28 protein-coding genes are annotated in these 26,803 nt (G+C 28.3%); 11 read left to right on the forward strand and 17 right to left on the reverse strand.

All coding sequences use genetic code 11. The annotated features are described in order from the left end of the window. The first annotated feature begins 69 nt into the window (after window positions 1–69). The 4 genes from JL193_RS11270 to JL193_RS11285 all read left to right on the forward strand — a co-directional run bounded on the left by JL193_RS11270 (window position 70) and on the right by JL193_RS11285 (window position 2,874). The gene (locus JL193_RS11270; protein ID WP_207970899.1) at window positions 70–675 is read left to right on the forward strand and encodes a LemA family protein; all 606 of its coding nucleotides are present in this window, start codon (window positions 70–72) and stop codon (window positions 673–675) included. 5 nt (window positions 676–680) lie between these two features. Next, window positions 681–1,118, forward strand: coding sequence for a TPM domain-containing protein (locus JL193_RS11275; RefSeq protein ID WP_207970900.1), 438 nt, complete (start codon window positions 681–683; stop codon window positions 1,116–1,118). Then, window positions 1,118–1,975, forward strand: coding sequence for a TPM domain-containing protein (locus JL193_RS11280; protein ID WP_207973463.1), 858 nt, complete (start codon window positions 1,118–1,120; stop codon window positions 1,973–1,975). Before JL193_RS11275 ends, JL193_RS11280 begins: the two co-directional genes overlap by 1 nt. A 125-nt stretch (window positions 1,976–2,100) precedes the next feature. After that, window positions 2,101–2,874, forward strand: coding sequence for a hypothetical protein (locus tag JL193_RS11285; RefSeq protein WP_243456737.1), 774 nt, complete (start codon window positions 2,101–2,103; stop codon window positions 2,872–2,874). Here the strand turns inward: JL193_RS11285 and JL193_RS11290 are convergent, their stop codons facing one another. From JL193_RS11290 to JL193_RS11330, 9 genes are all read right to left on the reverse strand, one after another. Then, a complete protein-coding gene (locus tag JL193_RS11290) occupies window positions 2,875–3,030 on the reverse strand; it encodes a hypothetical protein (RefSeq protein WP_207970902.1) in 156 nt (51 codons plus the stop codon). It abuts the gene before it with no gap. Window positions 3,031–3,089: 59 nt separating this feature from the next. Further along, window positions 3,090–4,538, reverse strand: a complete 1,449-nt coding sequence (locus JL193_RS11295) for a S8 family serine peptidase (RefSeq protein WP_207970903.1) — start codon at window positions 4,536–4,538, stop codon at window positions 3,090–3,092. 108 nt (window positions 4,539–4,646) lie between these two features. Then, window positions 4,647–4,805 carry a hypothetical protein gene (locus JL193_RS11300; RefSeq protein WP_207970904.1) on the reverse strand — a complete coding sequence of 53 codons (159 nt, stop codon included), beginning with the start codon at window positions 4,803–4,805 and terminating at the stop codon, window positions 4,647–4,649. A gap of 100 nt (window positions 4,806–4,905) precedes the next feature. Continuing rightward, a complete protein-coding gene (locus JL193_RS11305; RefSeq protein ID WP_207970905.1) occupies window positions 4,906–5,178 on the reverse strand; it encodes a helix-turn-helix domain-containing protein in 273 nt (90 codons plus the stop codon). A gap of 44 nt (window positions 5,179–5,222) precedes the next feature. Then, complete coding sequence (locus JL193_RS11310) at window positions 5,223–6,419, reverse strand: IS256 family transposase (RefSeq protein ID WP_207970906.1); 1,197 nt, start codon at window positions 6,417–6,419, stop codon at window positions 5,223–5,225. Between the two features lie 129 nt (window positions 6,420–6,548). Then, a complete protein-coding gene (locus JL193_RS11315) occupies window positions 6,549–7,985 on the reverse strand; it encodes a hypothetical protein (RefSeq protein ID WP_207970907.1) in 1,437 nt (478 codons plus the stop codon). Then, window positions 7,930–8,766, reverse strand: a complete 837-nt coding sequence (locus tag JL193_RS11320; RefSeq protein ID WP_207970908.1) for a thiopeptide-type bacteriocin biosynthesis protein — start codon at window positions 8,764–8,766, stop codon at window positions 7,930–7,932. The genes JL193_RS11315 and JL193_RS11320 overlap by 56 nt, the downstream gene beginning before the upstream one ends. Further along, window positions 8,759–9,250 carry a lantibiotic dehydratase gene (locus JL193_RS17375; RefSeq protein ID WP_254712889.1) on the reverse strand — a complete coding sequence of 164 codons (492 nt, stop codon included), beginning with the start codon at window positions 9,248–9,250 and terminating at the stop codon, window positions 8,759–8,761. Before JL193_RS17375 ends, JL193_RS11320 begins: the two co-directional genes overlap by 8 nt. Further along, the gene (locus tag JL193_RS11330) at window positions 9,198–10,982 is read right to left on the reverse strand and encodes a lantibiotic dehydratase family protein (protein WP_207970910.1); all 1,785 of its coding nucleotides are present in this window, start codon (window positions 10,980–10,982) and stop codon (window positions 9,198–9,200) included. Before JL193_RS11330 ends, JL193_RS17375 begins: the two co-directional genes overlap by 53 nt. Before the next feature lie 372 nt (window positions 10,983–11,354). Here JL193_RS11330 and JL193_RS11335 point away from each other — a divergent pair, with 372 nt between their 5' ends. The 7 genes from JL193_RS11335 (at window position 11,355) to JL193_RS11365 (ending at window position 18,901) form a co-directional block, all read left to right on the forward strand. Continuing rightward, the gene (locus JL193_RS11335; protein ID WP_207970911.1) at window positions 11,355–11,528 is read left to right on the forward strand and encodes a hypothetical protein; all 174 of its coding nucleotides are present in this window, start codon (window positions 11,355–11,357) and stop codon (window positions 11,526–11,528) included. A gap of 187 nt (window positions 11,529–11,715) precedes the next feature. Continuing rightward, window positions 11,716–11,883, forward strand: coding sequence for a hypothetical protein (locus JL193_RS11340; RefSeq protein ID WP_207970912.1), 168 nt, complete (start codon window positions 11,716–11,718; stop codon window positions 11,881–11,883). Between the two features lie 56 nt (window positions 11,884–11,939). Further along, the gene (locus tag JL193_RS11345; protein WP_207970913.1) at window positions 11,940–12,581 is read left to right on the forward strand and encodes a hypothetical protein; all 642 of its coding nucleotides are present in this window, start codon (window positions 11,940–11,942) and stop codon (window positions 12,579–12,581) included. A gap of 1 nt (window position 12,582) precedes the next feature. Then, window positions 12,583–13,095: a TlpA family protein disulfide reductase gene (locus JL193_RS11350; protein ID WP_207970914.1), complete on the forward strand. Its 513-nt coding sequence runs from the start codon at window positions 12,583–12,585 to the stop codon at window positions 13,093–13,095. 91 nt (window positions 13,096–13,186) lie between these two features. Next, window positions 13,187–15,340 (forward strand): peptidase domain-containing ABC transporter, encoded by a 2,154-nt coding sequence (locus JL193_RS11355; RefSeq protein ID WP_207970915.1) that lies wholly within the window; start codon window positions 13,187–13,189, stop codon window positions 15,338–15,340. A gap of 77 nt (window positions 15,341–15,417) precedes the next feature. Beyond that, window positions 15,418–17,607 carry a peptidase domain-containing ABC transporter gene (locus tag JL193_RS11360; RefSeq protein ID WP_207970916.1) on the forward strand — a complete coding sequence of 730 codons (2,190 nt, stop codon included), beginning with the start codon at window positions 15,418–15,420 and terminating at the stop codon, window positions 17,605–17,607. 1 nt (window position 17,608) lies between these two features. After that, entirely contained in the window at window positions 17,609–18,901 is a 1,293-nt protein-coding gene (locus JL193_RS11365; protein WP_207970917.1) for an HlyD family secretion protein, read from the forward strand. Between the two features lie 5 nt (window positions 18,902–18,906). On the opposite strand, the gene JL193_RS11370 is transcribed toward JL193_RS11365, so the two are convergent. The 8 genes from JL193_RS11370 to JL193_RS11395 form a co-directional block, all read right to left on the reverse strand. After that, complete coding sequence (locus JL193_RS11370) at window positions 18,907–19,290, reverse strand: DUF423 domain-containing protein (protein ID WP_207970918.1); 384 nt, start codon at window positions 19,288–19,290, stop codon at window positions 18,907–18,909. 6 nt (window positions 19,291–19,296) lie between these two features. Continuing rightward, window positions 19,297–22,992, reverse strand: a complete 3,696-nt coding sequence (locus JL193_RS11375; RefSeq protein ID WP_207970919.1) for a metallophosphoesterase — start codon at window positions 22,990–22,992, stop codon at window positions 19,297–19,299. A 13-nt stretch (window positions 22,993–23,005) separates the two neighbouring features. Further along, a complete protein-coding gene (locus tag JL193_RS11380) occupies window positions 23,006–23,395 on the reverse strand; it encodes an NTP transferase domain-containing protein (protein ID WP_243456738.1) in 390 nt (129 codons plus the stop codon). Beyond that, window positions 23,392–23,604: an NTP transferase domain-containing protein gene (locus tag JL193_RS17240; RefSeq protein WP_243456739.1), complete on the reverse strand. Its 213-nt coding sequence runs from the start codon at window positions 23,602–23,604 to the stop codon at window positions 23,392–23,394. The genes JL193_RS11380 and JL193_RS17240 overlap by 4 nt, the downstream gene beginning before the upstream one ends. 2 nt (window positions 23,605–23,606) lie before the next feature. Next, on the reverse strand, window positions 23,607–24,068 hold the full coding sequence (locus JL193_RS17245) for an XdhC family protein (protein ID WP_243456740.1): 462 nt from the start codon (window positions 24,066–24,068) through the stop codon (window positions 23,607–23,609). Window positions 24,069–24,448: 380 nt separating this feature from the next. Beyond that, on the reverse strand, window positions 24,449–24,625 hold the full coding sequence (locus JL193_RS17250) for an XdhC family protein (RefSeq protein ID WP_243456741.1): 177 nt from the start codon (window positions 24,623–24,625) through the stop codon (window positions 24,449–24,451). Between the two features lie 421 nt (window positions 24,626–25,046). Further along, a complete protein-coding gene (locus JL193_RS11390) occupies window positions 25,047–26,264 on the reverse strand; it encodes a bifunctional alpha/beta hydrolase/OsmC family protein (protein ID WP_207970920.1) in 1,218 nt (405 codons plus the stop codon). Beyond that, entirely contained in the window at window positions 26,264–26,794 is a 531-nt protein-coding gene (locus JL193_RS11395) for a peptide-methionine (S)-S-oxide reductase (RefSeq protein ID WP_207970921.1), read from the reverse strand. Before JL193_RS11395 ends, JL193_RS11390 begins: the two co-directional genes overlap by 1 nt. Between the last annotated feature and the right edge of the window lie 9 nt (window positions 26,795–26,803).

The following is a 26,803-nucleotide window of genomic DNA, read 5'->3' on the forward strand; positions in this document are numbered from 1 at the left end:
ATTCTCACGAATATTAGGTATTTTTGAAGCAATAAAAAATCAACTAACAAATTTAAAAAGATAGAAATTATGAAAAAATGGTTAATTCCAGTAATAGTAATTGTGTTAATTGTATTTGGAGTGTACAATTGGGCAAAAGGGTTTAATAACGAGGCAGTTGTGTTACAAGAAGATGCAAAAACAACGTGGTCTAATGTAGAAAGTGCTTACCAACGTAGAAACGATTTAATCGGAAACTTAGTAAAAACAGTACAAGGCGCAGCAGATTTCGAAAAAGAAACCTTAACACAGGTTATAGAAGCGCGTGCAAAAGCTACATCAACAACGATAAATGCAGGAGATTTATCACCAGAAAAAATGGCGCAATTTCAACAAGCACAATCTGGTTTAACAGGCGCATTGTCTAAGTTATTATTAGTGGTAGAACGTTATCCAGATTTAAAAGCAAATGCTAATTTCTTAGAATTGCAAAGCCAATTAGAAGGAACAGAAAACAGAATTAATGTCGCAAGAGATCGATTTAATGCAAATGTTAATAAATATAATAAGCATATTAAAATATTTCCAAACTCAGTTTTAGCAGGTATTTTTAATTTTGATGAAATGGCTCGTTACAAAGCAGATGCAGGTTCAGAAAATGCACCAGATGTAAATTTCGATTTTAAAAAGAAATAAATAGAATGTCTAAAGTAGAAGAATTTCTTAGCCCAGCAGAAGAAAAAGAAATTATTTCTGCGATTAGAATTGCAGAGAAAAATACTTCTGGCGAAATACGTGTGCATATGGAAGCTTCTTCCGAGAAAGACCATTATGAGCGTGCGTTAGAAGTATTTTATCTGTTAAAAATGGACAATACCAAAGATGCAAATGCCGTTTTAATTTATGTTGCTGTAAACGACAAAAAGTTTGTTATTTATGGCGATAAAGGCATTAACAAAGTAGTTCCTAAAGATTTTTGGAATACTACCAAAAATGTTATGCAGCAAAACTTCAAAAAAGGAAATTTTAAACAAGGAATTGTTGAAGTAATTTTAAAAGCTGGCGAAGAATTACAAGAACACTTTCCTTGGCAAATAGACGATAAAGACGAACTTTCTAATGAAATTTCTAAAGGATGATGTATTCTAGAAAGCAGTTTTCAGTAACTAGTCTTCAGTTATTCGCAACTTCTAAAAAATGGTTGTTTTTAGTAACCATTATTTTCTCTTTTAATCTTTACTCTCAAGGTTTTGAGGTTCCAAAAAAGCCAAAATTTCAAACAAGTGTATATGATTTTACAAAACCAGCACTACTTTCAGATTTTCAAAAAAAGAATTTAGAAAGTAAATTAGTTCGATATTCAGACACAACTTCTACTCAAATTGTAGTTGCAATTATTTCATCTACAGGAGGAGAAGAAATTAAGTATCTCGCAGCACAATGGCTTGCTAAATGGGGTTTAGGCGTAAAAGGAAAAGATAATGGAGTGTTACTATTGTTGGCAAAAAATGATAGAAAAATTGCAATAAGTAGTGGTTATGGAGTTGAACATTTACTTACAGATTTTCAGTCTAAAAGAATTATAGAACGTGTGATTATTCCTGAATTTAAAAAAGGTAATTTTTATTCAGGATTAGACAAAGGTACAGATTATATTTTTAGAACTTTAAACGGAGAATTTAAAGGAACTCGCCAAAAAAATTCGAAAGGTTTCGATCCTGGAATCATTTTCTTTATCATCATAATTATCATCTTTTTTATCTTAATTTCTAGAGGAAATAAAAACAATAGAGGTGGTGGCAAACGCTACAGAAGAGGGTCTTTAGCAGATACAATTTTTGATACCATAATTTTAAGTAACGCTGGTAGAGGTGGAGGTAGTTTTGGTGGTGGCTTTGGAGGTTCATCTGGAGGTGGAAGCTTTGGCGGAGGTGGTTTTGGTGGCGGTTTTGGCGGCGGAATGGGTGGTGGAGGAGGAGCTTCTGGAGGCTGGTAATCTAATTTTACAGAACGCTTTTTGGGAACTGTTCAAAAAAAATAAGTGTATTTATGTTGAAGAAAATTTCGTTCGTTTTTAGTTTTTTATTGTTGATGAGTTGTCAGAATTTCGGACAATTAAAAATGTTAGCAGACTTACCCAAAGACCTAAAAGAAGTTTCTGGAACCGAAATTGTAGCAAATTCCCATTTAATTTGGATGATTAATGATGGTGGAAACAAACCAGAATTGTTTGGTTTAGACGAAAAAGGAAAAATTCAAAAAGAAATTTACATCAAAGCGAAAAACCACGATTGGGAAGATTTAACATCCGATGAAAATGGAAATATTTACATTGGCGATTTTGGTAACAATTTAAATAGAAGAAAAAATCTATCCATTATTATTGTTGAGCATAATAACCTGGACAAAAAAAATGCAGAAGTAAACGAAATCGAATTTAAATATCCAAATCAACATAAATTTCCGCCCAAAAAGAAAGCCCTTTTTTTTGATACAGAGGCTTTCTTTTACTTTAACAGTTCTTTATATATTTTTACAAAAAGTAGGGTAAAACATCAATACGGAAAAACAACACTGTATAAAATTCCCGCAAAGAAAGGAAAATATACGGCTGAAATCGTTGGAGAATTCGAGAATTGTAACGATTTAGAGTGTTGGATTACTTCTGCAGACATTTCTAACAATGGAAAAAAAGTAGCACTTCTTTCACAAAAAAATGTGCTAATTTTTACTGATTTTAAAGATGATAATTTTCTCTCTGGAAAGGTTAAAAAAATTGAATTAACACACCGTTCTCAAAAAGAAAGTATCACTTTTAAAGACAACAACACTTTATTAATTACAGATGAACGTGCTCATGGAGCTGGAGGGTTTTTGTATGAGTTGAAGATTTAGTTAATTACTTTTAGAAATACTATCTGCCATAATTAGTGCATTATAAGCATTTAAAACCTTACCAGATTTAGATAATTGATTAAAAGGTGTAGTTTTATTCTTATTATCTTCAGTGGGTGTATTTACTTCAATTTTATATTCTAAACCAGAATCCATTAAAATATGTTTTATTTGAGATGCTGTTAAATTTGGGTAGTAAGAATAAATTAATGCAGCTACCCAGAAGTTATCGCTGAGGAAGCAGATGTGCCACCATAAACGATATTATATTCGTTTTTAGGAAAAGTAGTATAAATGTATTCTCCTGGAGCAAAAATATCTACTTCATTATTCCCATAATTACTAAAAGAGGATCTTAATTTGTTATTAATGTATAGTCCATTAGAACCAACTTTCAAAAAGTTATCGGATATTTCTGTCTCATTTTCATATTCGTGGTCGTTAGGAAACCATGTTAAGTTTTTTAATTCTAAATTTCGATTATCGTTTCCTGCTCCATTTACTAATAAAACATTTTTTTCGTCAGCATATTTAATAGCATCCAAAACCCATTTGGGATACAAAGAAAATTCTTTAGCAAAACTCATATTTATAACTTTAGCACCATTGTCAACTGCATACCTTATAGCTAAAGCTATGTCTTTATCATGTTCATCTCCATATGCAGAAATAGCTAACGGCATAATTTTGAGTTCTTTCTTTTTGCCTATATTGACGATTACACCAGCCATCTTGGTTCCGTGGTCAAGTAACTCAAAGTTTACTTTAAAATTGGGACTTCCATAACTATTGTCGCTTATTAATTTTGGATTATCCCCTTGAATTTTTCTGTCATTATAAGTTAAATTCAATAGTTTGCTGACTCTTTCTTCTGCTTTTAATTTATAATCCTTTATATAATCATCGGTAAACTCCCATTCAATAAAATTAGATTTTTGAGTTAAAGCATCTTGTAACTCTTTATTCTTTGGATATAGTTTTTTTAAACTATCAAGTTCATTTATACCATAATTGTTTTTTCTAATAAATTTTGAAATTATATCTTCAGCTTCTTTTTTCCATTTTAACAAATTATTAATATACTCTACTTCTTCTTCTGCATATGTAAAACGCTGAGCATATTTTAATTCAGCTTTTTTGTAAATATTAAATAAGGTTGAATCTTTTTGATTAATTTCTCTAATTGTTTTACCTCTGAATTTATTTGAATATTCTTTTATGATTCTAGTATATTCATAGTTTACAAAATAGTTATTATCTCCATTATCATTACTCAAAAAATTCCAACCATTTTTATCGTCTATATAACCATTTTTATCATCATCAAAATTATTATTAGCAACTTCATTTTTATTATCCCATATATTGTTTTTTAATCCTGAATGATTAATTTCAATTGGCATATCAATTACAGCAACAATTATTCTTTTAGGCTTTCTATTAATTAATAGAGAATCATAAACTCTATTTAAACTAATTCCTACTAAAGTATCTATAAGAATATCTTTAAAATGCCAGTTTTTAAAATCTTCTAAAGAATTTAATTTATATTTTTTTACAGGAATTTTGTTATTTACCTTGATGGCTTTATAATTTGTTTTGTTACAACTAAAAAAGATAAACACGATTAATAATAAAATAATAAATTTATTAAAGTTTTTCATAAAAATAAATTGTTTAGAGATACAAAAATACCTAAAAGACATTTAATAGTAATTTGCTTTTAGGTATTCTTAAAGTTTTTGGGTTATTTATTGGGAAATAACTCTAGTTTATCCTTTCTCCATTTCTAATTTTCTTGATCTATCGACACATTTTGGTCTGGTAGGTCTTTTTACTATAGTTCCATCGTCACCCACGTTTCCACCAAAAATTGTAGAGGGGTTCGTTAATTTTGAAATTGAAAATTTTTCTAATTTTAGTTTACTCATAATTATACGTTTTTCTTTAATTATAAAAGTACTATATAATTTATACTAAATTGAAATTGGATTATTAAAATTAGTCGATATTTATGAATATCGACTAATTTTAATAATTTTCTTCTAACTGCTTCATAAAAAAAGATGGTTTTACATTTGTAATTTTATAGAAAGCTTTAGAGAAAGATTCTGGATTATTAAATCCTGCTTCTTCAGCTATAGCTTTTATTGTGAATTTTCGATAAAGACTGTTTACTTTCAATTCACTTATTATAAAATTAATCCTTAAGGTATTTAAGTAATTTGAAAATGACAATCCCTTGTAATGATTAATAATTTTAGAAAGATAATTTGTATTACTATTTAAATCTTTTGCTGACACTTTCCCGCAAAGTGTGTAAGTTAAAAATTACAGGATTAAATTTTTCATAGTTTAATCCTGTTTTCAAATATAGCCAAAAATTGGTTAAGAATGATACCCCAATTTCTAATAGGCAATGTCCATTTTTTTGTTGATTCTCTCAAAGCTAAAAATACGGATTTAATTACAGCATCATCTGTTGGATATGAGAGTTTGTTTTTAGTGTATTTTCTAATTTTCCCATTTAAGTTTTCAATTAAATTTGTGGTATAAATAATGGTTCTGATTTCTAATGGGAAATCGAAGAAAACAGTGAGTTCATCCCAATTGTTTTCCCATGATTTAATGGCATAAGAATATTTAGAGTTCCATTTATTTTTAAAGTCTTCTAAGGCTGCTTTTGCTGCTTCTTTTGTAGGAGCTGTATAGATTTGCTTCATATCTCTTGTAAAGGCTTTTTTATCTTTCCAGACTACATATTTACAAGAGTTTCTGATTTGATGAACCACACATATTTGTGTTACTGAATTGGGAAAAATAGTTTTAATGGTGTCTGTAAATCCGTTTAAATTATCAGTTGCTGTAATTAAAATGTCTTGTGTTCCTCTGGCTTTTATGTCGGTTAAAACGCTCATCCAAAAAGAGGAAGATTCGTTTTTTCCTAACCAAAGTCCTAAAACTTCTTTTTTACCATCTACTCTAAGACCAACAGCAATGTAAATTGTTTTATTGATGACTTTGGAGTTTTCACGAACCTTAAAAACGATGCCATCCATCCATACAATCAGATAAGTAGCTTCTAAAGGTCTATTTTTCCAAGCAATAATGTCAGCTGTAATTTTATCTGTGATTCTAGAAATGGCTGAACTAGAGATGTTAAAATTATACAATTCCCGTATTTGTTCTTCAATATCTGTAGTACTCATTCCTTTGGCATATAAAGAAATAATCAGGTTTTCAACTCCATCTGCAGTACTTTCTCGCTTTTTAATAAGCATTGGATTGAAAGTAGCATCGCGATCTCTTGGAACTTTTATTTTAGTTTCTCCTAAATGCGTCTTTATTGTTTTGGTTCCATAGCCATTTCGTGAATTAGGATTGTTGCTTTTTTGATGCTTATCGTAATCTAAATGCGCATCTAATTCGCCTTCTAAAATCTTTTCTACACCACGTTTGTGCAGTTGTTCTATAAAACTGGTTAGTTCTGAACCTGTTTTAAATTGTTTTAAAAATTCTTCGTTTAATAAATCTTCTGGTTTCATAATAAAAGTGTGTTTATAAATTTAGTGATTATTTAATCGTAAAGTTATTTCCGAAATTTTTCCTCATGGAGCAATTTAAATATTGCTCTAGAAAAATTTCAGAATAACTTTACTTACACACTTTTTGGTTTAGTACCCTTTTGCTAAAGAATTAAGGGTTATCTTTTTTGAAAGATATTTTTGATTTAGTTCAAACTCTTCTAACTTAAGAAGAATTTCACCCACAATATCTTTAGGAATATTAATATCCTTAATATCCTTAATATCCTTAGTAGACATTATAACTTCTACTTTTTTCTTGTAAAATTTTCTTTTCTTATACTGATAACTTAAAATGATAGAAACTGACAATAGGATAATTCCTAAAGTAATTAAAACAATAAATAACTTTTGTTCTTTTATTTGCATTGTTGCAATAATATTCTTTTTTTCTGCATTTAATTTAGGTATATCATATTCCTTATAAATTCTCTTATTTAGAAATAAATCATTAACATTAACTATACTATCAAAAGTTATAAGTCTATTAACATATTTTAATTGGTTTTCTAGATTTCCCGATTTTTTATAATAATCGATTAAATATGAATATGCATCTTTTACAAAAGGGGATATACTTTTTTCCAATTGGTATATAGAATCGACTTTTTTAAAATATTTTAAAGCTTCTTTTTCATCATCAATAATTATATTCGCATTCGCTAAGTAGAAATAAGGATAAAGCAGGTATTTACTTTCTTTTTTACTTTCAAAAAAAACTTTTTCTTTTTCTAACTTAATTATGGCTTCTTGAATATCTTCTTCATTGTAGCTTGAAATTGCTTCATTTGTTAAAAAATGATGATATGATATTGTATCTTTCAATATTAATGACAACTCTTTTCCTTGTTCAGAATAAATTTTTAAAGAATCTATATTTTTAGTTTCTGTATAAATATTTGAAATTTCAATAAGAGATAGTAATTTATGGGTCCTATTATTTTCTCTTAAAGCATAATTTAAATTTTCTTTTAACAATTTTAATGCTCCATTATATTCTTTTATTTTTCTTTTTAAACATCCTATACTATAATTTGCTAATATTATTAATTCAGTGTTATTTGTTTTTTTTGCATACTCATTTACTATTATATAGTTATCAATGGCGTTTACGTAATCATATCTATCTTGAAAAAAGTAAGCTTTTGTTAAGTAATCATAAGCAGGGTGATAAGCACTTGGGTTCTTTGAAGTCAAACTTATTATGCTATCGCTATATTTTAACACATTTATATCGTTGTAAAGGCCAGCAAGCACATAATACCCTGTAATTATATCATCTTTTGAATTATTAGTTTTGGCTTTTTTTACAAAGGTTTTAATGATAAGTATTTTGTCTTCTATTTTTTCAGTGTTTTCGTATAGACTGAATAAATCATCTGTTGATTTGTGTTTTAAAGAATCTACATTTTGGCAATTATAAATTAAAGAATAAAAAAAACTTAAAAGAATAATTAAGTATTTTTTAAAGCTATTTATTTCCATATCTAATATATTCTGATTTATATTTCCTAAATAAAAAATCATAAAGCATCATTTCATATAAGCGCTGTTTTGATCTGAAACATCTATTAATACTCATGTGTATAAAACTTGCTAATAAATTATTTATTGAAACGTGTAATTTTTCTTCTTTTTCTAGCATCAAAAGCCTTTCCATAATCTCTTTTAATTGAGTTTTTTCTGATAAGTTAAAATTATTTTCGACCAATAATAGGGATTCTAATCTTCTGTATTTAGAACTTAGCTCTTTTCTAATGGTTTTTTCAACATCAAATTCTTCTTTAAATTGTTTTTGCATTCTGTCTAAAAATAAAATGGCGTCATCATCCGTAAAATTAAAAGAATTTATTAGACATTCTAACCACTTAAAGATATTTAAAAAACGATCTTCATCATTTTTAGCGTTTTTTATTACTTCAATAATTAGTTTACTGTCAAAATGAAAAAAAATCTCAGCATTTTCTATAGTATTATTTCCATATCTTTCTAATTCTCTTTGGTAGGTTCCTAGTTGAACGTCCCAAACTTGTTTATTCGTTAGAAATGGGTTCAAAATATTTTTTACAGTTATGAGTACTTTCCCCAAATAATTAATATCTAATAATTTAATTCGAAATCTTAAATGAGGTTCTGGGTCTGAATATCTTATAAAAAACCATTTATCAATTATTTTTTGTGCTATTAAATCTTCTGTTAAAGGTTTTATAACTTCTAATAGAATAATATCTGCAGTTTTTACACCACAATATATTTTGTAATACAACCATTTATCTCCAACAACAAAAGTGCTTTGTATATTATTCATTATTGGCTTGTTTTAATTTTGCCTCATTATAGAAAGAAACTACAAATTGGTTGCAGTAAGAGGCATCTTTTTCATCTTTTATAAATTCATTGTCTAAAAATAAAAATTCTTCTAATATAAACTTTTTTCTATTTTTAATAGTATCTAATAACATTCTAATTGATATTTCACTTTTAAGATCAATCAACAACTTATTATCTCCTTCCACTAACTCCACAAAATCAGGAATTAAGTTTTCCTTTTGCCAAATTTTAATTGATGCTAATAAATTTTTATTTGCAAATAATTTTTGAAATACAGCTACTTCTATATTCCATTTAGCTTTAGAGAAAATCATATTTTCAAATTCTATCCGAGGTAAAAAGGTGTGCTTTTTTAAGATTTCATTCCAACTGAAACCAACACTAGACCTTTTATTTTGTGTTTGTGTGTCACACAAAAATTGATAAATAGGTAAAAGGATTTCCACTATAATTATGGGCATTTCCCAAACGAGGTAAAATTTCTTTATCTAGCTTTTTAGAACGTAAAATAATTGTATCATTTTTTACAGAAACTAAAATATCTTCAATAGATATTTGATATTCTGGTAATACACTAGATTTTCCTAAATATGGGATTTCATATTCTCTAAAACTAGGTCTTTGTAGGATGTTTCCTGTTCTTGCTTCTGGTAAATGTATAATTTCAGCAAGAATTTTATCTGAATTTATAGTCTCTTCTACTTTTGCTATTTTATGAATAGTTTCTGATATTTCCTTATTACACTGTCCAAATCTACCTAATAAATAGGTAGCACTTGCACCACCTATATTCTTTATAAAAATGGTTTCTTTATTTTTTATTTTATAAATTTCAATAATAGAAGACAGAGTCTCTGGTAAATCATGCCAAGAAGTTGGTAATTCTTTAAAGTCTTTTTCTGTAAGTGATATTGTATACGCTCTGTTTTGAGTTACATTCACTAACTTCTTTTGTAAAATAGTATCAACATCTGTCCAAATAACGTGTTTGTATCTTTTATTGTTTCCAATAGAAACTAAACCCTCTAATAAGTTATTACTATCTTCTCTTTTATCTCCATAGCCAATACCTGTTTCTGTATCTAAAGCAAGGTTTAAAGAGACTTCAGATTGTTTAAAACGTTTTAAAAAGTCTCTTTTAAACTGCTCTATATTTTTATTAGCAGTTGGCAAGGTCATTTTATTGAAAAGAATAAATGCTTTTTTTAGTTGTTTCTTAATATCTTTATTTAAAGTATTACTTTTAAATGAAGTAAAAGTATCTGTCTGAAATAGGTATTTAATATCTAAATCTGGAACTAAACTTTTAGCATTAAAAATTATTTCTTTATAATCATCTGTTTGATTCCCTATTTTTAAATCTAAATGATGTAATTGCTGTTGTAAATTAGATAGTTGTTTTTGTATTGTTGATGCTTCAGGTATTTGTTGAATTCGAGTTATTAGACTTTTAAAATAATCTTCTCCAGTAACCGTAATTTCTAATTCTGAAACTAAAATCTGATTGTCAATTAAATCTTCAATAAAACCAATAGCCTCTTCTTTTGTAATTTCATCATCAACTAAAAGATTAGACAATTCTAAAACGGTTTTACCATTCTTAGCTTCCTTTAAAATAGTTTCTAAATATTCTGAGTACACCAAACCTTCTAAAGAATAGCTCCTTCTCTTTTTCTCTAAACTATATTCTACATACCTGTAATGCTCTCCAATTTTGTAAATACTTGTATTAGAATAAAACAAAACGTTTTCTCTAATAATTTTATTTTTTAATAATTCTTGAAATAACTGATTCAAAAAAGTAGTATCAAAGCGAGTAGCTCTTTTATAATTTTGTTTTTTATTTAATTGAATAGTTGTTTCCAAGCCAAATTCTCCTACTCCACAAGAAGCAAATAATCCAAAAGGTGTGCAACGTGCAGAAATGCGAATAAGATATTTTAAGATAGCAAATTGTAATTTTTCAATCTTTTTATTCGCTTTAATTTTTCCTTTTTCCCACTTTACAATTTGATTAAATAATTCTGGGGAAGCAAGATACAATGCTTCTCTAAAAACAGGGTTTAAAACAACCCCTTTTAACTCTTTATCTGAAATTATTCTAAAATTATTCTGAAAACTAATTGGAAATAATGGTGTTCTTACACAGTAATTATTAAATAATTGATATGTTTTTTGTTCTTTTTTTAGCAATTTATCTGTTTTTCTTTAACAAAGATACATAAACTCTAAAAAAAAGCATAATTTATTTTAAGTATTTGATTTAAAGGGTGTAAGGGCGGATTTTAGAAGGCGTTTTTCATAAATAACGAGTCTATATTTATGAATATCGATTCATAACATTTGTATAAGGTAGTTTTCTGTTGTTTGTTTGTAAAATAATTTATTTATGGGAAAATTATTTATGAAAAGAAAAACAATATTAAAAATATTTTTGCGCAAAAATGGTCATAAAACTTTGAGTGACCTAAAAGAAATCTTAGAAAACAATAATTATAATAAATGCATTTAAAATGATAATATTAATACTATATTTAATTGCATTTATTTTTAAACAAATTTAAAATGAAAACATTAGAATTAAATCAAATGGAAACTATCTATGGAAATGGGCAAATGAGAGATTGCATGGTAGATGGTGCATTAGTAACAGCAGGATTATTAACATCATATTTTGGAGGGTGGACTATTGCTCTTATGGGGCTTTCATTTGCAGCAAAAGATGGCTGCTTTGATTAGTAAATTTAATAATAAATAAACTTTAATAACATGAAAAAAATAAAAGGAATATCAATTATAACAATTTGTGCAACAATATTAATTCTTTATTTGTTTACTGATATAATTGAGGAAAATTTATTTTCTAAAATTTTGATATGTGTTTTACCCTTTTTTATGTTAATAGGTTACAAAAACTTTAAAAAAAATGAAAAACTTAAATAACACAAAAATGCAGTCTGTAATAGCAGGCTACTCAGCTTGGGCTTGTTTTACGTCTGTACCTAAACTTATTTTAGATGGAGCTTCTGGCCCATCAGGTGCAGCCTGGATTGGTTACGATATAGCATTAATTAAATGGTGTTGGAACAATTAATTTTTTTTGAAGCCGTAATAAGTTAAACCTTTACGGCTTCAATTAATTATACAATTATGCTTAAATTTAAAAATTATATATTGTTTGCTATAATCATTTTTATTATTGCCTTCATATTGTTTTTGTCTGAGAACATTATCAATACAGATGAGTTTTTTTATAATTCTTATGCCGAAGACTACACCAGAGATCAACTGAATAATTACATTGCTAGAAGAGAGAAATGGTCATGGGTTATTTACGCTATTGTTCCAATAGTTGTTTTAATAAGAACGAGCCTAGTATCAATATGTCTAAATATTGGTGTCTTTATCTACAATACAGAAAATAAAATAAAGTTTAAACATTTTTTTAAAATAGCATTGTTGGGTGAGTTTATTTTAGCTTCAGTTAGTTATTCTAAATTTTTTTATTTCTACTTAATAAAAACTGAATATACTTTATCAGATATAAAGCAATTTTATCCTTTAAGTTATACAAACTTTTTAGATTTAAAGAATATAGAACCTTGGTTAGTTTATCCTTTGCAAACTATTAATTTATTTGAGATAGCCTATTTTTTTGTATTAGTTTACGGTTTGCATAAAATTTTGAAAAATAAATATGCTAAAAGTTTTGAGATTGTTGCAGTAAGTTATGGGTCTGGTTTAGCAATTTGGTTAGGTCTAGTTATGTTTTTAACTTTAAATATGTCTTAAAATGAAAAAGAAGATAAGAATTTTTGTTCTAATACTAATTGCAAGCATTTTTGGGTTTTTAGGTTTTAAGATAAATAGTAAACTAAGCCATAAAAAAGAGGTTACAGCTCGTACTAAAACAATACCAAGTTTTTCTTTTTCAGATACAAAAGGCAATATTTATTCAAATAAAAATTTACCTAATAAATCTGTAATTTTTATTTATTTTAATTCAGGTTGTGATTATTGCCAATCAGAAGCAATAAAAATACAAGAACGGTTAAAAGATTTTAAAGAAGTACAGTTGGTATTTGTTTCTTTTGAAGAACAAGAAGGTATCATTGCATTTGCAAAACAATACAATTTGCATAACAAAGAAAATGTAGTTTTTCTAGAAGATAAACAAGGAGTTTTTTCACAAATATTTGATGTAAATTCTATACCATATATTGTTGTTTATGATAAAGACAAAAACTTTCTTCAAAAATTTAAAGGAGCTACTAAAATAGACAGCATTTTAGCTGTTTTAAAATAGACTTCAGAATATCTTTCAACACTTTACAAGTTAAAGAAACCTTTATATTGAAAAAAGATTGCTTAATTTTTTATGCAATTACGAAAAAAATATGAATCAAAAACTAATAACAAAAACACATATTCTACAGCATGATCAATCAGATTGTGGTGTAGCTTGTTTACTTTCTTTAATACAATATTATGGAGGTAGTAGTTCTTTAGAAAAATTAAGAGAATTAAGTGGTACAACTAAACAAGGTACTACTTTGTTAGGTCTATACCAAACTGCAAATAGCATAGGCTTTACAGCTGAGGGTAATGAAGCAGATATTCAAGCTATAATAGACCATGGAGCTCCAGTAATTTTGCACGTAGTAATAGAAGAAAAACTACAACATTATGTAGTTTGTTATGGTTTTGAAAATGATACATTTATTATTGGAGATCCTGGAAAAGGAATTGTCTATTATTCAAAAGAGGAATTAGATAAAGTTTGGGTATCTAAAAGTTGTTTAACGTTAACGCCTAATAACAACTTTATAAAAGCGACTGAAACTAAAAAATCTAAAAAAGAGTGGTTCCTAAAATTATTAAAAGAAGACAAACAACTTTTAATAATTAGTATTGTTTTAGGTATTGGTATCGCAGTTTTAGGAATGGCAATGTCTGTTTTTTCTCAGAAATTAATAGATGACATTTTACCATCACAAAACACTACAAAATTAGTTTTTGGTATTGGTTTACTTACTTTTTTATTATTAATTAGAGTTGGTTTTTCTACTTTACGTGAGTTAATGTTAATTAGGCAATCTAAAGATTTTAATAATAGAATTATAGATTCTTTTTACTCTTCATTATTACATTTACCAAAACCTTTTTTTGATACTCGTAAAATAGGAGAATTGGTAGCAAGATTAAATGATACTAATAGAGTACAAAAAGTTATAAAACACATTGCTAGCAACTTTATAATAGACATTTTAGTGGTATTGGTTTCATTTGGTTTTTTATTCTTTTATTCTTGGCAAGTTGGTGTAATTGTGTTGGTAAGTTTACCTATTTATTTTTTAATTATTTATCGTTTTAATAGTAAAATTATAAAATCTCAAAAAGAGGTAATGCAGAGTTACGCTTTAAATGAGAGTAATTATATAAGTTCTATGCAAGGTATTGCAACTATTAAAAATTATAATAGGCAATCTTTTTTTCAAAAAGTAAATCAATTAGTTTTTGGAAACTTGCAAAACAAAATTGTAGATCTTGGTAAGATAAATGTTCGTTTATCTCTGTTTGCAGGTATTGCAGGTGTATTATTTTTAATGGCAATTTTGTCATACACTTCTTTGCAAGTGTATAATCAACAAATGCAATTGGGAGAATTAATGGCTATTTTAGGTATCGCAGGCTCTTTGTTACCTTCAATAACCAACTTAGCTTTAATATCGATACCTATTAACGAAGCAAAAATTGCTTTTAATAGAATGTTTGAGTTTACTTCCATAGAAAAAGAAAAACAAGGCGAATTTGTGCTAACATCTTTTGAATCTTTAGAAATTGAAAATCTTTCATTTCGTTTTGCTGGTAGAAGTCAATTATTAAAAGATGTAAATTTATCTATTAAAAAGGGAGAAATTTCGGCTGTAGTTGGGGAAAGTGGAAGTGGAAAAAGTACACTTGGACAAATTTTTCAAAAGTTTTACAATTTTGAAAATGGAAATGTAATTGTTAATAAAAAAACCAATCTTGATGATGTAAAACTAAGTAATTGGAGAAATTTAGTTGGTGTTGTACCACAAGATATTACCATTTTTAATGGTAATGTATTAGATAATATTTTATTAGGACAAGAAGATAAACCCGAAAATGTTGTTGCTTTTTGTCAAGAATATGGCTTTGAAGAATTTATAAAAGATTTTCCACAAGGGTATGCAACTATTTTAGGAGAAGAAGGCGTAAACTTATCTGGTGGTCAAAAACAAATTATTGCGTTAGCTAGAGTTTTATACAAAAAGCCTGAACTTTTAATTTTAGATGAAGCTACTGCAGCAATGGACAGGAAAACTGAAAAATTTAGTATAGAATTAATTTCTAAATTAAAAGAAAACATGGGAGTGCTGTTTATTTCTCATCGTTTAGAAACCTTAAAAAAATACGCAGATAATATCTATGTTTTAGAAGGTGGTAAAACGGTTGTACAAGGAAGCCATAAAGAATTGTTAGAAACTTCTAATTTTTATAGTGATTATTGGAAAGAACTGGTTTAGATGATTTTTAAATAACAATATTTAGTTTTCTATCTTTGTCCAAAAACTAATTATTGCTAATCTATCTTTAAATTCATTTGAAAAAATTTCCACATTATAAACAGTTAGACAGAAAAGATTGTGGTTCAACTTGTTTAAAAATAATAGCTAAACATTTTGGTAAAGTTATTTCTATTCAAGAATTAAGAAAACTTACAGAAACCACAAGAGCTGGTAGTAGTTTGTTAGGTTTAAGTGAAGCTTCAGAAAAAATAGGTTTTAGAAGCTTAGGAATAAAAATATCTGTAGAAAAATTAGAAAAAGCACCTTTACCATGTGTTTTACATTGGAATAAAAACCATTATGTTGTTCTATATAATATTAGAAAAGGTATTTTTTATATTTCAGATCCAGCTCATGGTTTATTACAATATAATAAAGTAGATTTTATAAAAAATTGGATCGGTAACAATGCGAATGAAACAACAGAAGAGGGAGTTGCTTTACTGTTAGAACCCACACCAAAATTTTACAATTCAGAATTTGACACCAAAGAAAAATCTTTAGGTTTTTCTTTCTTGTTTAAATATCTTTTCACCTACAAAAAATTTCTTATTCAGTTAGTAGTAGGTTTATTAGCAGGTAGTTTACTACAACTTATTTTTCCATTTTTAACACAGAGTATTGTAGATGTAGGTATTAATAACCAAGACATTCATTTTATTTATTTAATTCTTTTTGCTCAATTAGCTTTATTTTTAGGAAAAACAGCAATAGAGGTTGTAAGAGGTTGGATATTATTACATTTAAGTACTCGTATTAATATTTCATTGGTTTCAGATTTTTTTATCAAACTAATGAATCTTCCTATTGCTTTTTTTGACACCAGAATGACAGGAGATATTTTACAACGTATTAATGATCATAAGCGTATTGAAAGAATTTTAACCACTTCTTCACTAAACGTATTGTTTTCTATGGTAAATTTAATTGTATTTAGTTTTGTACTTGCCTATTATAATTGGCAAATATTTACCATCTTTTTAGTTGGTAGTATTTTCTATTTTCTTTGGATAACGCTTTTCTTAAAAAAACGAAGAGATTTAGATTACAAACAATTTTCTCAAGTAAGTCAAGAACAATCTAAAGTAATTGAGCTAATAAATGGAATGCAAGAAATTAAGTTGCACAATGCAGAAAAACAAAAACGTTGGTCTTGGGAATATTTGCAAGCAAGGCTATTTAAAATTTCTATAGAAGGTTTGGCTTTAGAGCAATACCAAAATGTAGGATCTGGTTTTATTAACGAACTTAAAAATATTTTAATTACAGTACTATCTGCTAAATTAGTAATTAATGGGGATATTACTTTAGGAATGATGTTAGCAATTACTTACATAGTTGGTCAATTAAATTCTCCTATTGCTCAATTGATAAGCTTTGTAAGAGAGCTACAAGATGCAAAAATTTCTTTAGAGCGTTTGTCTGAAATTCATGAAAAAGAAGATGAAGAACCCATAAATGAAGAACGAATTTCTGAAATTCCTGTAAACTCAAATATTGATCTAAATAAGGTTTCTTTTAGATATATTGGTTCAGATCAATTGGTGTTAAAAGATTTAGATGTAGTAATTCCTTCAAATAAAATTACAGCAATTGTTGGTGTAAGTGGAAGTGGAAAAACAACGCTAATGAAATTGCTATTAAAGTTCTATGAACCCAATTCTGGAGAAATTGAAATAGGCAATTATAATCTAAAATCTATTTCACAAAAAACTTGGAGAAATGAATGTGGTGTTGTAATGCAAGAAGGTTATATTTTTAGTGATACCATTGCGAATAATATTGCAGTTGGTGAAGATTATGTAGATAAGAAAAAATTAGCACACGCTGTTGATGTTGCCAATATTCAAGAATTTATTGAGAGTTTGCCACTTTCTTATAATACTAAAATTGGTATGGAGGGTGTTGGTTTAAGTACAGGGCAAAAACAACGTTTATTGATTGCAAGAGCTGTTTATAAGAATCCTAATTATTTATTTTTTGATGAAGCTACCAGTACTTTAGATGCAAATAACGAAAAAGTAATTATGGAAAAACTACATACTTTTTTTGAAAATAAAACGGTTTTAGTGATTGCACATAGATTAAGTACTGTAAAAAATGCGCATCAAATTGTAGTCTTAGATAAAGGGAAAATAGTAGAAGTCGGTAACCATAAATCACTAATTGAGAAAAAAGGAAATTATTATCATTTAGTAAAAAATCAGCTAGAATTAGGGAAGTAAAATGTCAAACAAAATTAAAGATATAGAATTAAGAAGTGAAGAGGTGCAAGAAATTCTAACAAGAACTCCTGTTTGGATGATTCGTTGGGGAAACACACTTTTTCTTCTATTAATTGTAATACTTTTGCTTTTATCTTGGTTTGTAAAATATCCAGATATTGTTTCTTCTGAAGCTATTATAACCACCATAATACCTCCTCAAAAAGAATTTGCTAGAGCTACAGGTAAAATTGATACTTTATTTGTAAAAAATGCTGAAAATGTATTAGATGGAAAGCCTTTAGCAATTATAGAAAATACTGCTAATTACAAAGATGTATTCTTATTAAAATCAATAACAGATACAATTACTATTTCAAAAGATGCCTTTAATTTTCCAATTAATAAGTTGCCTATATTATTTTTGGGAGATATTGAGACTAGTTTTGATCTATTTGAAATTAATTACATTCAATACACTTTAAATAAAAAGTTAAATCCGTTTTCTTATGAGACTATTGCAAATAAAAACTCTATTGCAGAACTAAAAAGAAGGTTAGTTAATTTACAATCTCAAAAATTATTAAATAAAAAAGAGTTAGAGTTTAATCAAAAAGATTTAAAAAGAAGTAAATCATTGTTTGATAAGGGGGTAATTTCTGAAAAAGAATTTGAAACCAAACAACTAGAATTTTTACAATCAGAGAGAAATTATAAAAATATGGCTTCCTCTATTTCTCAATTAAGAGAAGCTATTTCTAATACCAATAAAACCTCTAAAGGAACAGAAATTTCTCAAATTAGAGAAGAAATGACATTATTTAAAAATGTTATTCAATCCTTTAACCAATTAAAAAAATCTATTAAAGATTGGGAAATGTTATATGTGTTAAGTTCTAAAATGGAAGGCAAGGTTTCATTTTTAAATTATTGGAGTCAAAATCAAACAGTAAATCAAGGAGATTTAGTTTTTACAATAATTCCAAAAGAGAACTCTTCTTTTATTTCTAAATTGAAAACTCCTGCACAAAATTTGGGTAAAGTTAAAATAGGGCAAACAGTAAACATTAAACTCCAAAACTATCCTGATTATGAATTTGGAGTTTTAACAGGAAAAGTAAATCATATATCTGAAATTTCAGATAAAGAAGGCTTTTATACCATTGATGTTTCTTTGCCTAAAAAATTAATTACTTCGTACAAGAAAGAAATAGAATTCAAACAAGAAATGCGAGGAACTGCTGAAATTATTACAGAAGATTTACGTTTAATACAACGTTTCTTTTATCAATTTAATAAAATGGTAGATAGGTAGTTAGTTTAAAAAAGCACCACAAACTTATAGAATAACAATGCCCAGCCAGCCACTAAAAACAAACCTCCTAAAGGAGTAATTGGCCCTAAAAAGCGTAGTTTTTTGTTGTTTGCAGAAGAAATTACCAATCCATAAATAGAAAAAGAGAACAAAATAACACCAATTACAAATGCATTAATAATGTAACTGTCAATTGGAGTTTCCGAGTTTAATTGAAATCCCAAAATTAGTAACACAATTGCGTGATACATTTGATATTTTACACCCGTTTCAAAACTTTGTAACTGATCTATAGTTAGTTTTTTCTTTAATAAATGTGCGCCAAAAGCGCCTAAAATAATTGCTAAGCATCCAAAAAATGCTCCAAAAAGTAAAGCTTGCTGACTCATATTTTTCTAAAAATCGAAACCTAAATTAAACGTTATTCTTACTCCATCATTGCTATTAAAGGCACCAATACTAGTAGTTAACATATTGGCAGCATTTAAGAAAATTCCACCTCCATAAGAAGTATTTGGTGTTGGAGATTTTAATGGAACAACTATAGTGTTGTTTGGCACACCCCATACTTTTCCGTAATCGAAACCACCATAAATACCTATATTAACAGGAAGAATAGCAGTTCTTAAATTGCTAATGTTGTAACGAATGTCTGTGGTATGATAAAATGCATTTTTTCCTGTAAAACGTTCGTTTCTATAACCACGTAAACCTTCATTTCCTCCAATAGTAGCAGCTTGGTAAAATTCAAAATCATTTCCAAAATTAAAATGCCCATCTACTTTAGAAGCTAACACTAATTTTCCATTAGGTATTAATTTATGAGTAACTCCTAAAGATGTGGTGGCATAAGAAAAATTACGCTTGCTATTTAAACTTCTTGTATGCCCCAGTAAAGCATTAAATTCCATACCCAAAGTTGGAAAAGCAGAATTATCTGAATGTTGATAATAATAACTTGCTTCTGTATTCAAGAAATTTTGAGCTTTAAAAATTCTGTTGGTTGCCAAATATTGTGTTTCTAAAAAACGCCCAGGAGTTCTCTCTACATCAAAATTTTGAAAATTAGCCGCTAACTTAATTTCAGCACCTAAATCTCCTCGATATTTTAAAAAAGACCCTGCTTGAAGTTTTCTAATTTTAACTCGGTTGTAATTTCTATTTTCGAAATCGTCTGCCTCTGGATTGTAAGAATTATTACCATACCCGAAGAAGTTTTTAGCATAATTAGGGCTATTAAATTCTAGATTAAAACCTAAATTTAAGCGGTCTAAAATATTGGCATACTCTCCATTGTATTTTAATTCGTAGCCTTTTGTGGCAAAGAAATAATACGCTTCTATAATGTGTTTTCTTGTAAATGGATTTCTCTCGAAACTATTTACCAAAAGCGTGTTTTTTAAACCAACTTTAACACCATCATCTGGGTTGTAACCAATTACAGGAGAAATTAAATTGTTTTTACTTTTTAGCTTTTTGTAATTGTAAGTGTTTGTTTTGTAGTCGTCTGTTATTTTTTTATGGATATTTGCTGTTTTAAAGGTGTTTTTCTTCGATTTTTGGTCGTACACTTTTACGTTTTTCTTGTTGTTAATTTCGTAAATATCGTTATTTAAACCGCCAATAATTTTTAGCTTAATCGTTTTATTTCCATTTTTTCCATTTAAAACAAAAACATCATCATCATCTAAACCATAGATCCAAATTTCTTTGGTAATCTTTTGTTTGTAAGTTCTTTGATGAACAACGTCTGCTTTTTTTCCATCTTTAATTCTGTAAACAGCAATTTTTGTATCTCCATTTGAGAAACGTTTAATTTCGAACCAGTCGTCTTTATTGGTTCCAGTGATTACTTGAAACTTATTTAAGTACTTAAAATATTTATCGGATATTTTTTGAAGATTTTTTCTTCTTCCTTTTAATTTTCTTTTAATATCGTTTATACTTTTATCACGAACTTCTTTCGGAAATTTAGAGAAAGCACTTTCTATCACTTCGTCTGTTATTTGATTTTGAATAATGGTTACTTGTTGGTCCCAAATTTCTTTGTTAGCTTCTCTAATTAGTCTCATATCTAATGGATATGCAGACATGCTAAAATGATGTGGGTTTTTAAGATCCTCTCCATAAGAACGCATGCCTTTTAAAGCGGGAATAGAGCTTGTTAAAAGATTCATTAAAAAACCGTCACTAAATATAGAAAAAGCTTGGTCTCTATCTCTTGGAACGGGCCTGTAAACAATCTTTTTTGCTTCTTTAAATGCAGCCCATCTCCATTGGTCTTGGTGCCTGTCCCAATCTCCAATTAACATGTCAAATAATCTTGCTCTTATGTAAGATGCTTCATCTAAAACATACTTTTCGTCTTTCGCTAAATTTTTTCTTAAATCGTCTGTACTTATAATTTCATCAGAAAATCCAAAATGTTTTTTATCTCCATGGCCATCTGCAGTTCTTGCTTCAATCATGTACAATTCGTCGCCAAATTCTTCATTAAATTTTTGCAATCCTTTTTGTTTTGGTACATAAAATAAAATTGGTTTTGTGTGATAAACATCAATGGCTTCCGCTAATTTATCAATCGTAAAAGGCGCATACGGATGAGATCCTGTAAAAATATCTAGCAACAAACTTTCTGTATAAGTTTTTTTAAATTGCCCTTCTACATATTGGTCTTTAAAAGCAACTGCTTGTAAATATTGCACCGCATTTTTTCGCAAAGCTCTCATTACGTATTCTTTACCATTTTTATCTTTTAGTCTTAAAGATTTAGATTGGTGGCCACCACCTTTTCTTACAGGTTGTAAACCTCCATATAAAGTATCTAAATTAACAGTAGGTGCTAGTATTTTTTGCCCAAAATATTTACGATATCTTTTTCCCCAGAGAAATTGATAAAACTTTCCTTTTTCCGTTTCGGAATCTTTGTAAATTTTTGCTTCTTTTTCCGTGAGTTTTGCGTTCGGGAAATTCGTAAATTGCAGAATACTATCTTTTTTAAAAACATTGGCTTCGAAAACTACTTTACGGTCTTTTGCCGTATAAAAATGAACAGTAGAAGCACCATCTTCATACACATCTAATCGTGCAAAACCCTGTGTTCCGTAAGAAAAAACACCTCCATTTACGTTTTTTGTGGCAGTTACTTTAGAGCCAGAACCACTAACAATTTGGGGTATGTTGTCTTGCACAATGTATTGAATGCTGTGTTCGTGCCCAGAAACAAAAATTATTTTTTCGTTTTGTTGTGCCAAACTAATAATGCGTTTTCTTAAATGATTGTATTTGTCGTTTTGCTGATCTGTATTGGTAATTCCAGAAGTTTTTCTAAGAATATTTAAAGCAGAACCAACAATTGGCAAAGGTTTTATATGACTTTTAAAAGAATAATAACCTCCATGTGGTCCATTGGTAAACATTGGATGGTGCAAAGCAATAATGGTTGTTTTACCTTGAGATTTTTTAATCATTCCTTCAAGTTCTTCGAAGAATTTTTCTCTTGTTTTTATTTCGCACTTATCATTTATTCCTGGATGGTTATCCCAATTTGTAACATACCAATGGGTGTCCACGACAATTATGTTAATATCTTTATTTACTTCGATCTTTTCTAGTGGGCAACCGTTTTCTGGCTGAAAAGTATTTTTTCCTAAGGCTTTTTCAACTAGTTTTTCTTGTCTTTTTAATCCTTTTAAACCACTATACCAATCGTGATTTCCTGGAATAAATAATGTTTTGCCAGGGAAGTTTTTACCAATAGTTGTTTGCACTTTTAAACGATGTTTTGCTAGCTTGTAATTTTTTGAATTTTCTGGCGGAATTCCTTTTTGATATACATTGTCACCTAAAAAAATAAGAGTAGAATTCTTTTTTGCCGATTTTATTTCTTGAGCTAAATACGATAGTGCAGAATCTCTTTTGTATAAATCGGAATTACCAGCATCTCCAATTAGGTAAAAAGAGTGAATTACTTTCGAAGCATCTTTTTTGGGAACGTATTTATAACCATCTGAAACTTGCATTTTTAAGGTAGCACAAGCAGAAATTAGAAGAACTATAATTGTAAAAAAAGTGTATTTATAGAGTTTCATAAATTTTAGAAAATTATTGTTGAATTGATTTTTTATAAATATCGAAATCTTCTTTGGTATCGATATCTATAAAATTTGTGCTCCATTGAGGGCAAAGAACACTATTTTTTTTGGCATTTATAAATTCTTTTGCACCTTTATCTCCCCTAATTAATAATAATTGAGAAAAATATGTTTTTGGAATTATTGCAGGAACGCCCAACGAATTTCCATAATTCGAAGCTATTATTTTTAATTTATTTCTTTTAAATAATAAATACATAGTTTCTATATAAGATGTTTCTATTGCTGGTTGATCTGCTAAAAGCATGCAAATACCCTCGAAATTTAATTTGTTTTCTTGCATGTATTTTATGCCAGAAATAATGCTAGAACTTAACCCTTTTTCTGGATTTTTATTCACAATAACTGTAGTGTTTTTAAAGGGTATTTCTTTAAAATCTCTCTAGAGTTATTTCCTAAAACACAAAAAATATTTTTTTCTTGGACTAAAAACGCTTTTTCTAAAACAAGTTCAAGCAAGTATTTCTCTTTTATTTTAAGAAGTTGTTTCGGTGTTTTCATACGAGAAGAACCACCACCAGCCAATATTAAAATTGCGATTTTATCCATTTTTATTGATGAATTTTTCCTGATAAATTTCGCAACGAAAAAGGTTCTTTTTTTCTGATAATAGATAATATTTCTGCAACAATAGAAACGGCAATTTCTTCTGGAGTTTGCGCGCCAATATGCAAACCTGCAGGAGTGTAAATAATGTCTAAAAATTCTTCGGGAGTTTCTGGTGCGAAGTCAAAAAGTTCGTTAAATAAACGTTCTCTTCTGTTAGGAGCTCCTAAAATACCAATATATTTTGGCTTAAACTTAGTAAGTTTTACCAAATATTTTAAATCTTGCACATAACTATGATTCATAATTACAATGGCAGTATTTGTATTGATGTTTTTAAATTGTATGGTTTCTGGACTTTCTGCAATTACAGCATTAGCTCCAGGAAAATCTATTGCCTGTTTGTACTCTTTTGCGGAGGTAATTACGTCTATTTCCCAACCTAAATTCGAAGCGATTTTGCACAATTTTACGGCATCGTGTTCGCCTCCAATAAGAATTAATTTAAAGGCGGCTTCTAAAGTTTGAGTAAAAACAAGTGCTTCATTTTTATTTTGAAGAGTAAAAAATTCAGAAAATAAAAATTGTTTATTATTTGCAAAAGTAATTGCAGAACCAAAATTTCCGTAAGCTTCATCTTCTTTGATGTAAAAAGAAGTTATTTTTAAAGATTCTCTATTTTTTGAAGCTTCAGAAAAAGCGAATAAAAAATCATCTGAAATAAAAAAAGGTTCTAATAAAATGTATAAAGTTCCTTCGCAACCTAACCGATATCTACCATCGTATGCAATTATTTTTGGTTGATTGTCTTTAAAAACCGTTTTGGCTCTTTGTACAATTTCCTTTTCTACACAACCCCACTTACAGCTCCTACATAAGAATTATTTTCTGAAATTAACATTCTAACTCCTGGTTTTCGGTAAGAAGACCCGTCTAAATCCACAACAGTTGCCAAGACATTTTTAAACCCTTTTTTTTGATTGATAATGCCTTGTTCTATAATTTCTTTGAGTTCGTGAATCATTAAATCTTATTCTTTTTTAGTATAATAATCTACAGATTTATTTTTATACCATTTACCATTTTAAAATCCTGTAATAAATCGCCTTTTTTTCCTTTCTATTTCAGAATAAAAAAAACCGTATCTAAGGCTATGCTTTCGTTTTCTTCTTTATATACAGAAAAAAAATCATCCATTTCTTTTCCAGTAATTTCAAACAATAACGGGTATTATAAACGCGAGTTTGATGTAAATCGCCTTCTACACCACTCATTATAAAATATCAAATCGAGTACAATCGAAATTTATTTTTAAATTCTAATTTAATGCTTGTTCTTTAAACGAACGAACAAATGTTTGATTTTAAAATAATTATGTGTTTTACAAGTAATTTTTATACCGAACTCAGGTTAAAAATAAATATTTTAAATTTATAAATAAATTTTTAGACCACTTCCGTTTCTATAATAATATTGCTTTGCAATGTTTTATGAACTGGGCATTTAGACGCAATTTCTTTCAAACGAGCAATTTGAGTATCGTCTAAATTACCAACAAATTTTAGTTTTTTATTTAAAAAATCGAAACGAGTAGGTTTTTCTACATCGATATTTAAATCGTCGCTATGTTTTTTAGAATATGTAATATAAACAAAAACCTCTTGCAAATCCCAGTTTTTACGTTCTGCATACATTTTTAAAGTCATAGCTGTGCAAGAAGCCAAACCAGCGCTTAAAAAATCGTAAGGCGAAGGGCCAAAATTATTACCGCCAACACTTTCTGGCTCATCTGCAATAAAAGCATGTTTACTGGTTTGTATAGACGTGGTAAAATTATCTTCTAACAAATTTAAATGGGCAACCAATTGTTCTCCTTCTGTAGAAAGCATTTCGTTTTTTTCTTTCTTAAAATAACGCTGTACCCAAGTACCAATTATATTGCCAACATATTGGCTGTCTTCTTGTTTGCTTAATAAATGGTCTGCACCATCTAAACTTACAAAACTTTTTGGGTGGTGTGCATTGTGGTAAATTTCGTGTGCGTTTTCTATGCCAACAATTGTATCTAATGGAGCGTGTAAAATTAAAATGGGTTTTCGTAATTTTTTTGTAATTTCTGGTAAATCGGTTTTACTAAAGTCGGCTACAAAATCTTTATTTATTTTAAACGGACGACCTCCAATATTTACTTCTACTTCTCCCTTTTTGGCAACTTCTTCTAAAGCATGAGAAAACAAATGTGTTACATGATCTACATTTGCAGGAGCACCAACTGTAGCAACTGCTTTTATATTTTTTAATTTAGAGGCCGCTACAATTACTGCAGCACCACCTAAAGAATGACCAATTAACAAAGAAGGTGCCTCGAAATAATTTTGTACATATTCGTTTACTGCCAACAAATCGTTTACATTGGCAGAAAAGTGACTTTCAGCAAATTCACCTTCGCTTTTTCCAAGACCAGTAAAATCAAAACGAACCACACCAAAACCATGATTTGTAAGCGATCTGGTTATATTTTTAACGGCATTAAAATTACTATTGCACGAAAAACAGTGTGCAAAAATTGCAAAATAACTTGGTTTTTCGTTGGCTGGGAGTTCTAAATATGCTTGTAATTTTAACCCTTTTTTATTAGGAATTTCTAATTTGCTAGTTTTCATTATCTTTTATTTTGTAAAATAGTCGCATCTAAATGAGATACTTTACTTTTAGAAACCACATTCGAAAATTTTGCCATAATTAATTGTAATTTTGGAGAAATATAATTTTCGCAAAAAGGTTTTTTAGGGTTTGTATAATAATAGTTTTTAAATTCGTCTATTGAAGATTTAAATGCACTAAATTTTAAAGTTTTAGTAATTATTTTTTCTTTAAAATTTGGCTGTAATTTTTCGATGATTCTTAAACTTTCGTCTTTTTGAAATTTAGAGAAATAATAAATAGCAGACCTATATTTTTCTCTCATAGAATGTTGGCTAGTGCTTTTATGTGTAAGTAAATGAATTTCTATAAGTGTTTCTAATGTTATTTTAGATGCCCAAAAAGAAACAACAACTGCTTCAGAAAAGGAAGTATGGTTGTGAATTGAAGAAACCCAACCTTGCTCTACTTTTTCAACACCAATTAACGATTGAAAAACAGCCTCTGTACACCAGTGACAACCACCACCAAAAGCAATTTTTTGTAACATAAAGATTAA

Source organism: Polaribacter batillariae, from assembly GCF_017498485.1.
Classification (GTDB): domain Bacteria; phylum Bacteroidota; class Bacteroidia; order Flavobacteriales; family Flavobacteriaceae; genus Polaribacter; species Polaribacter batillariae.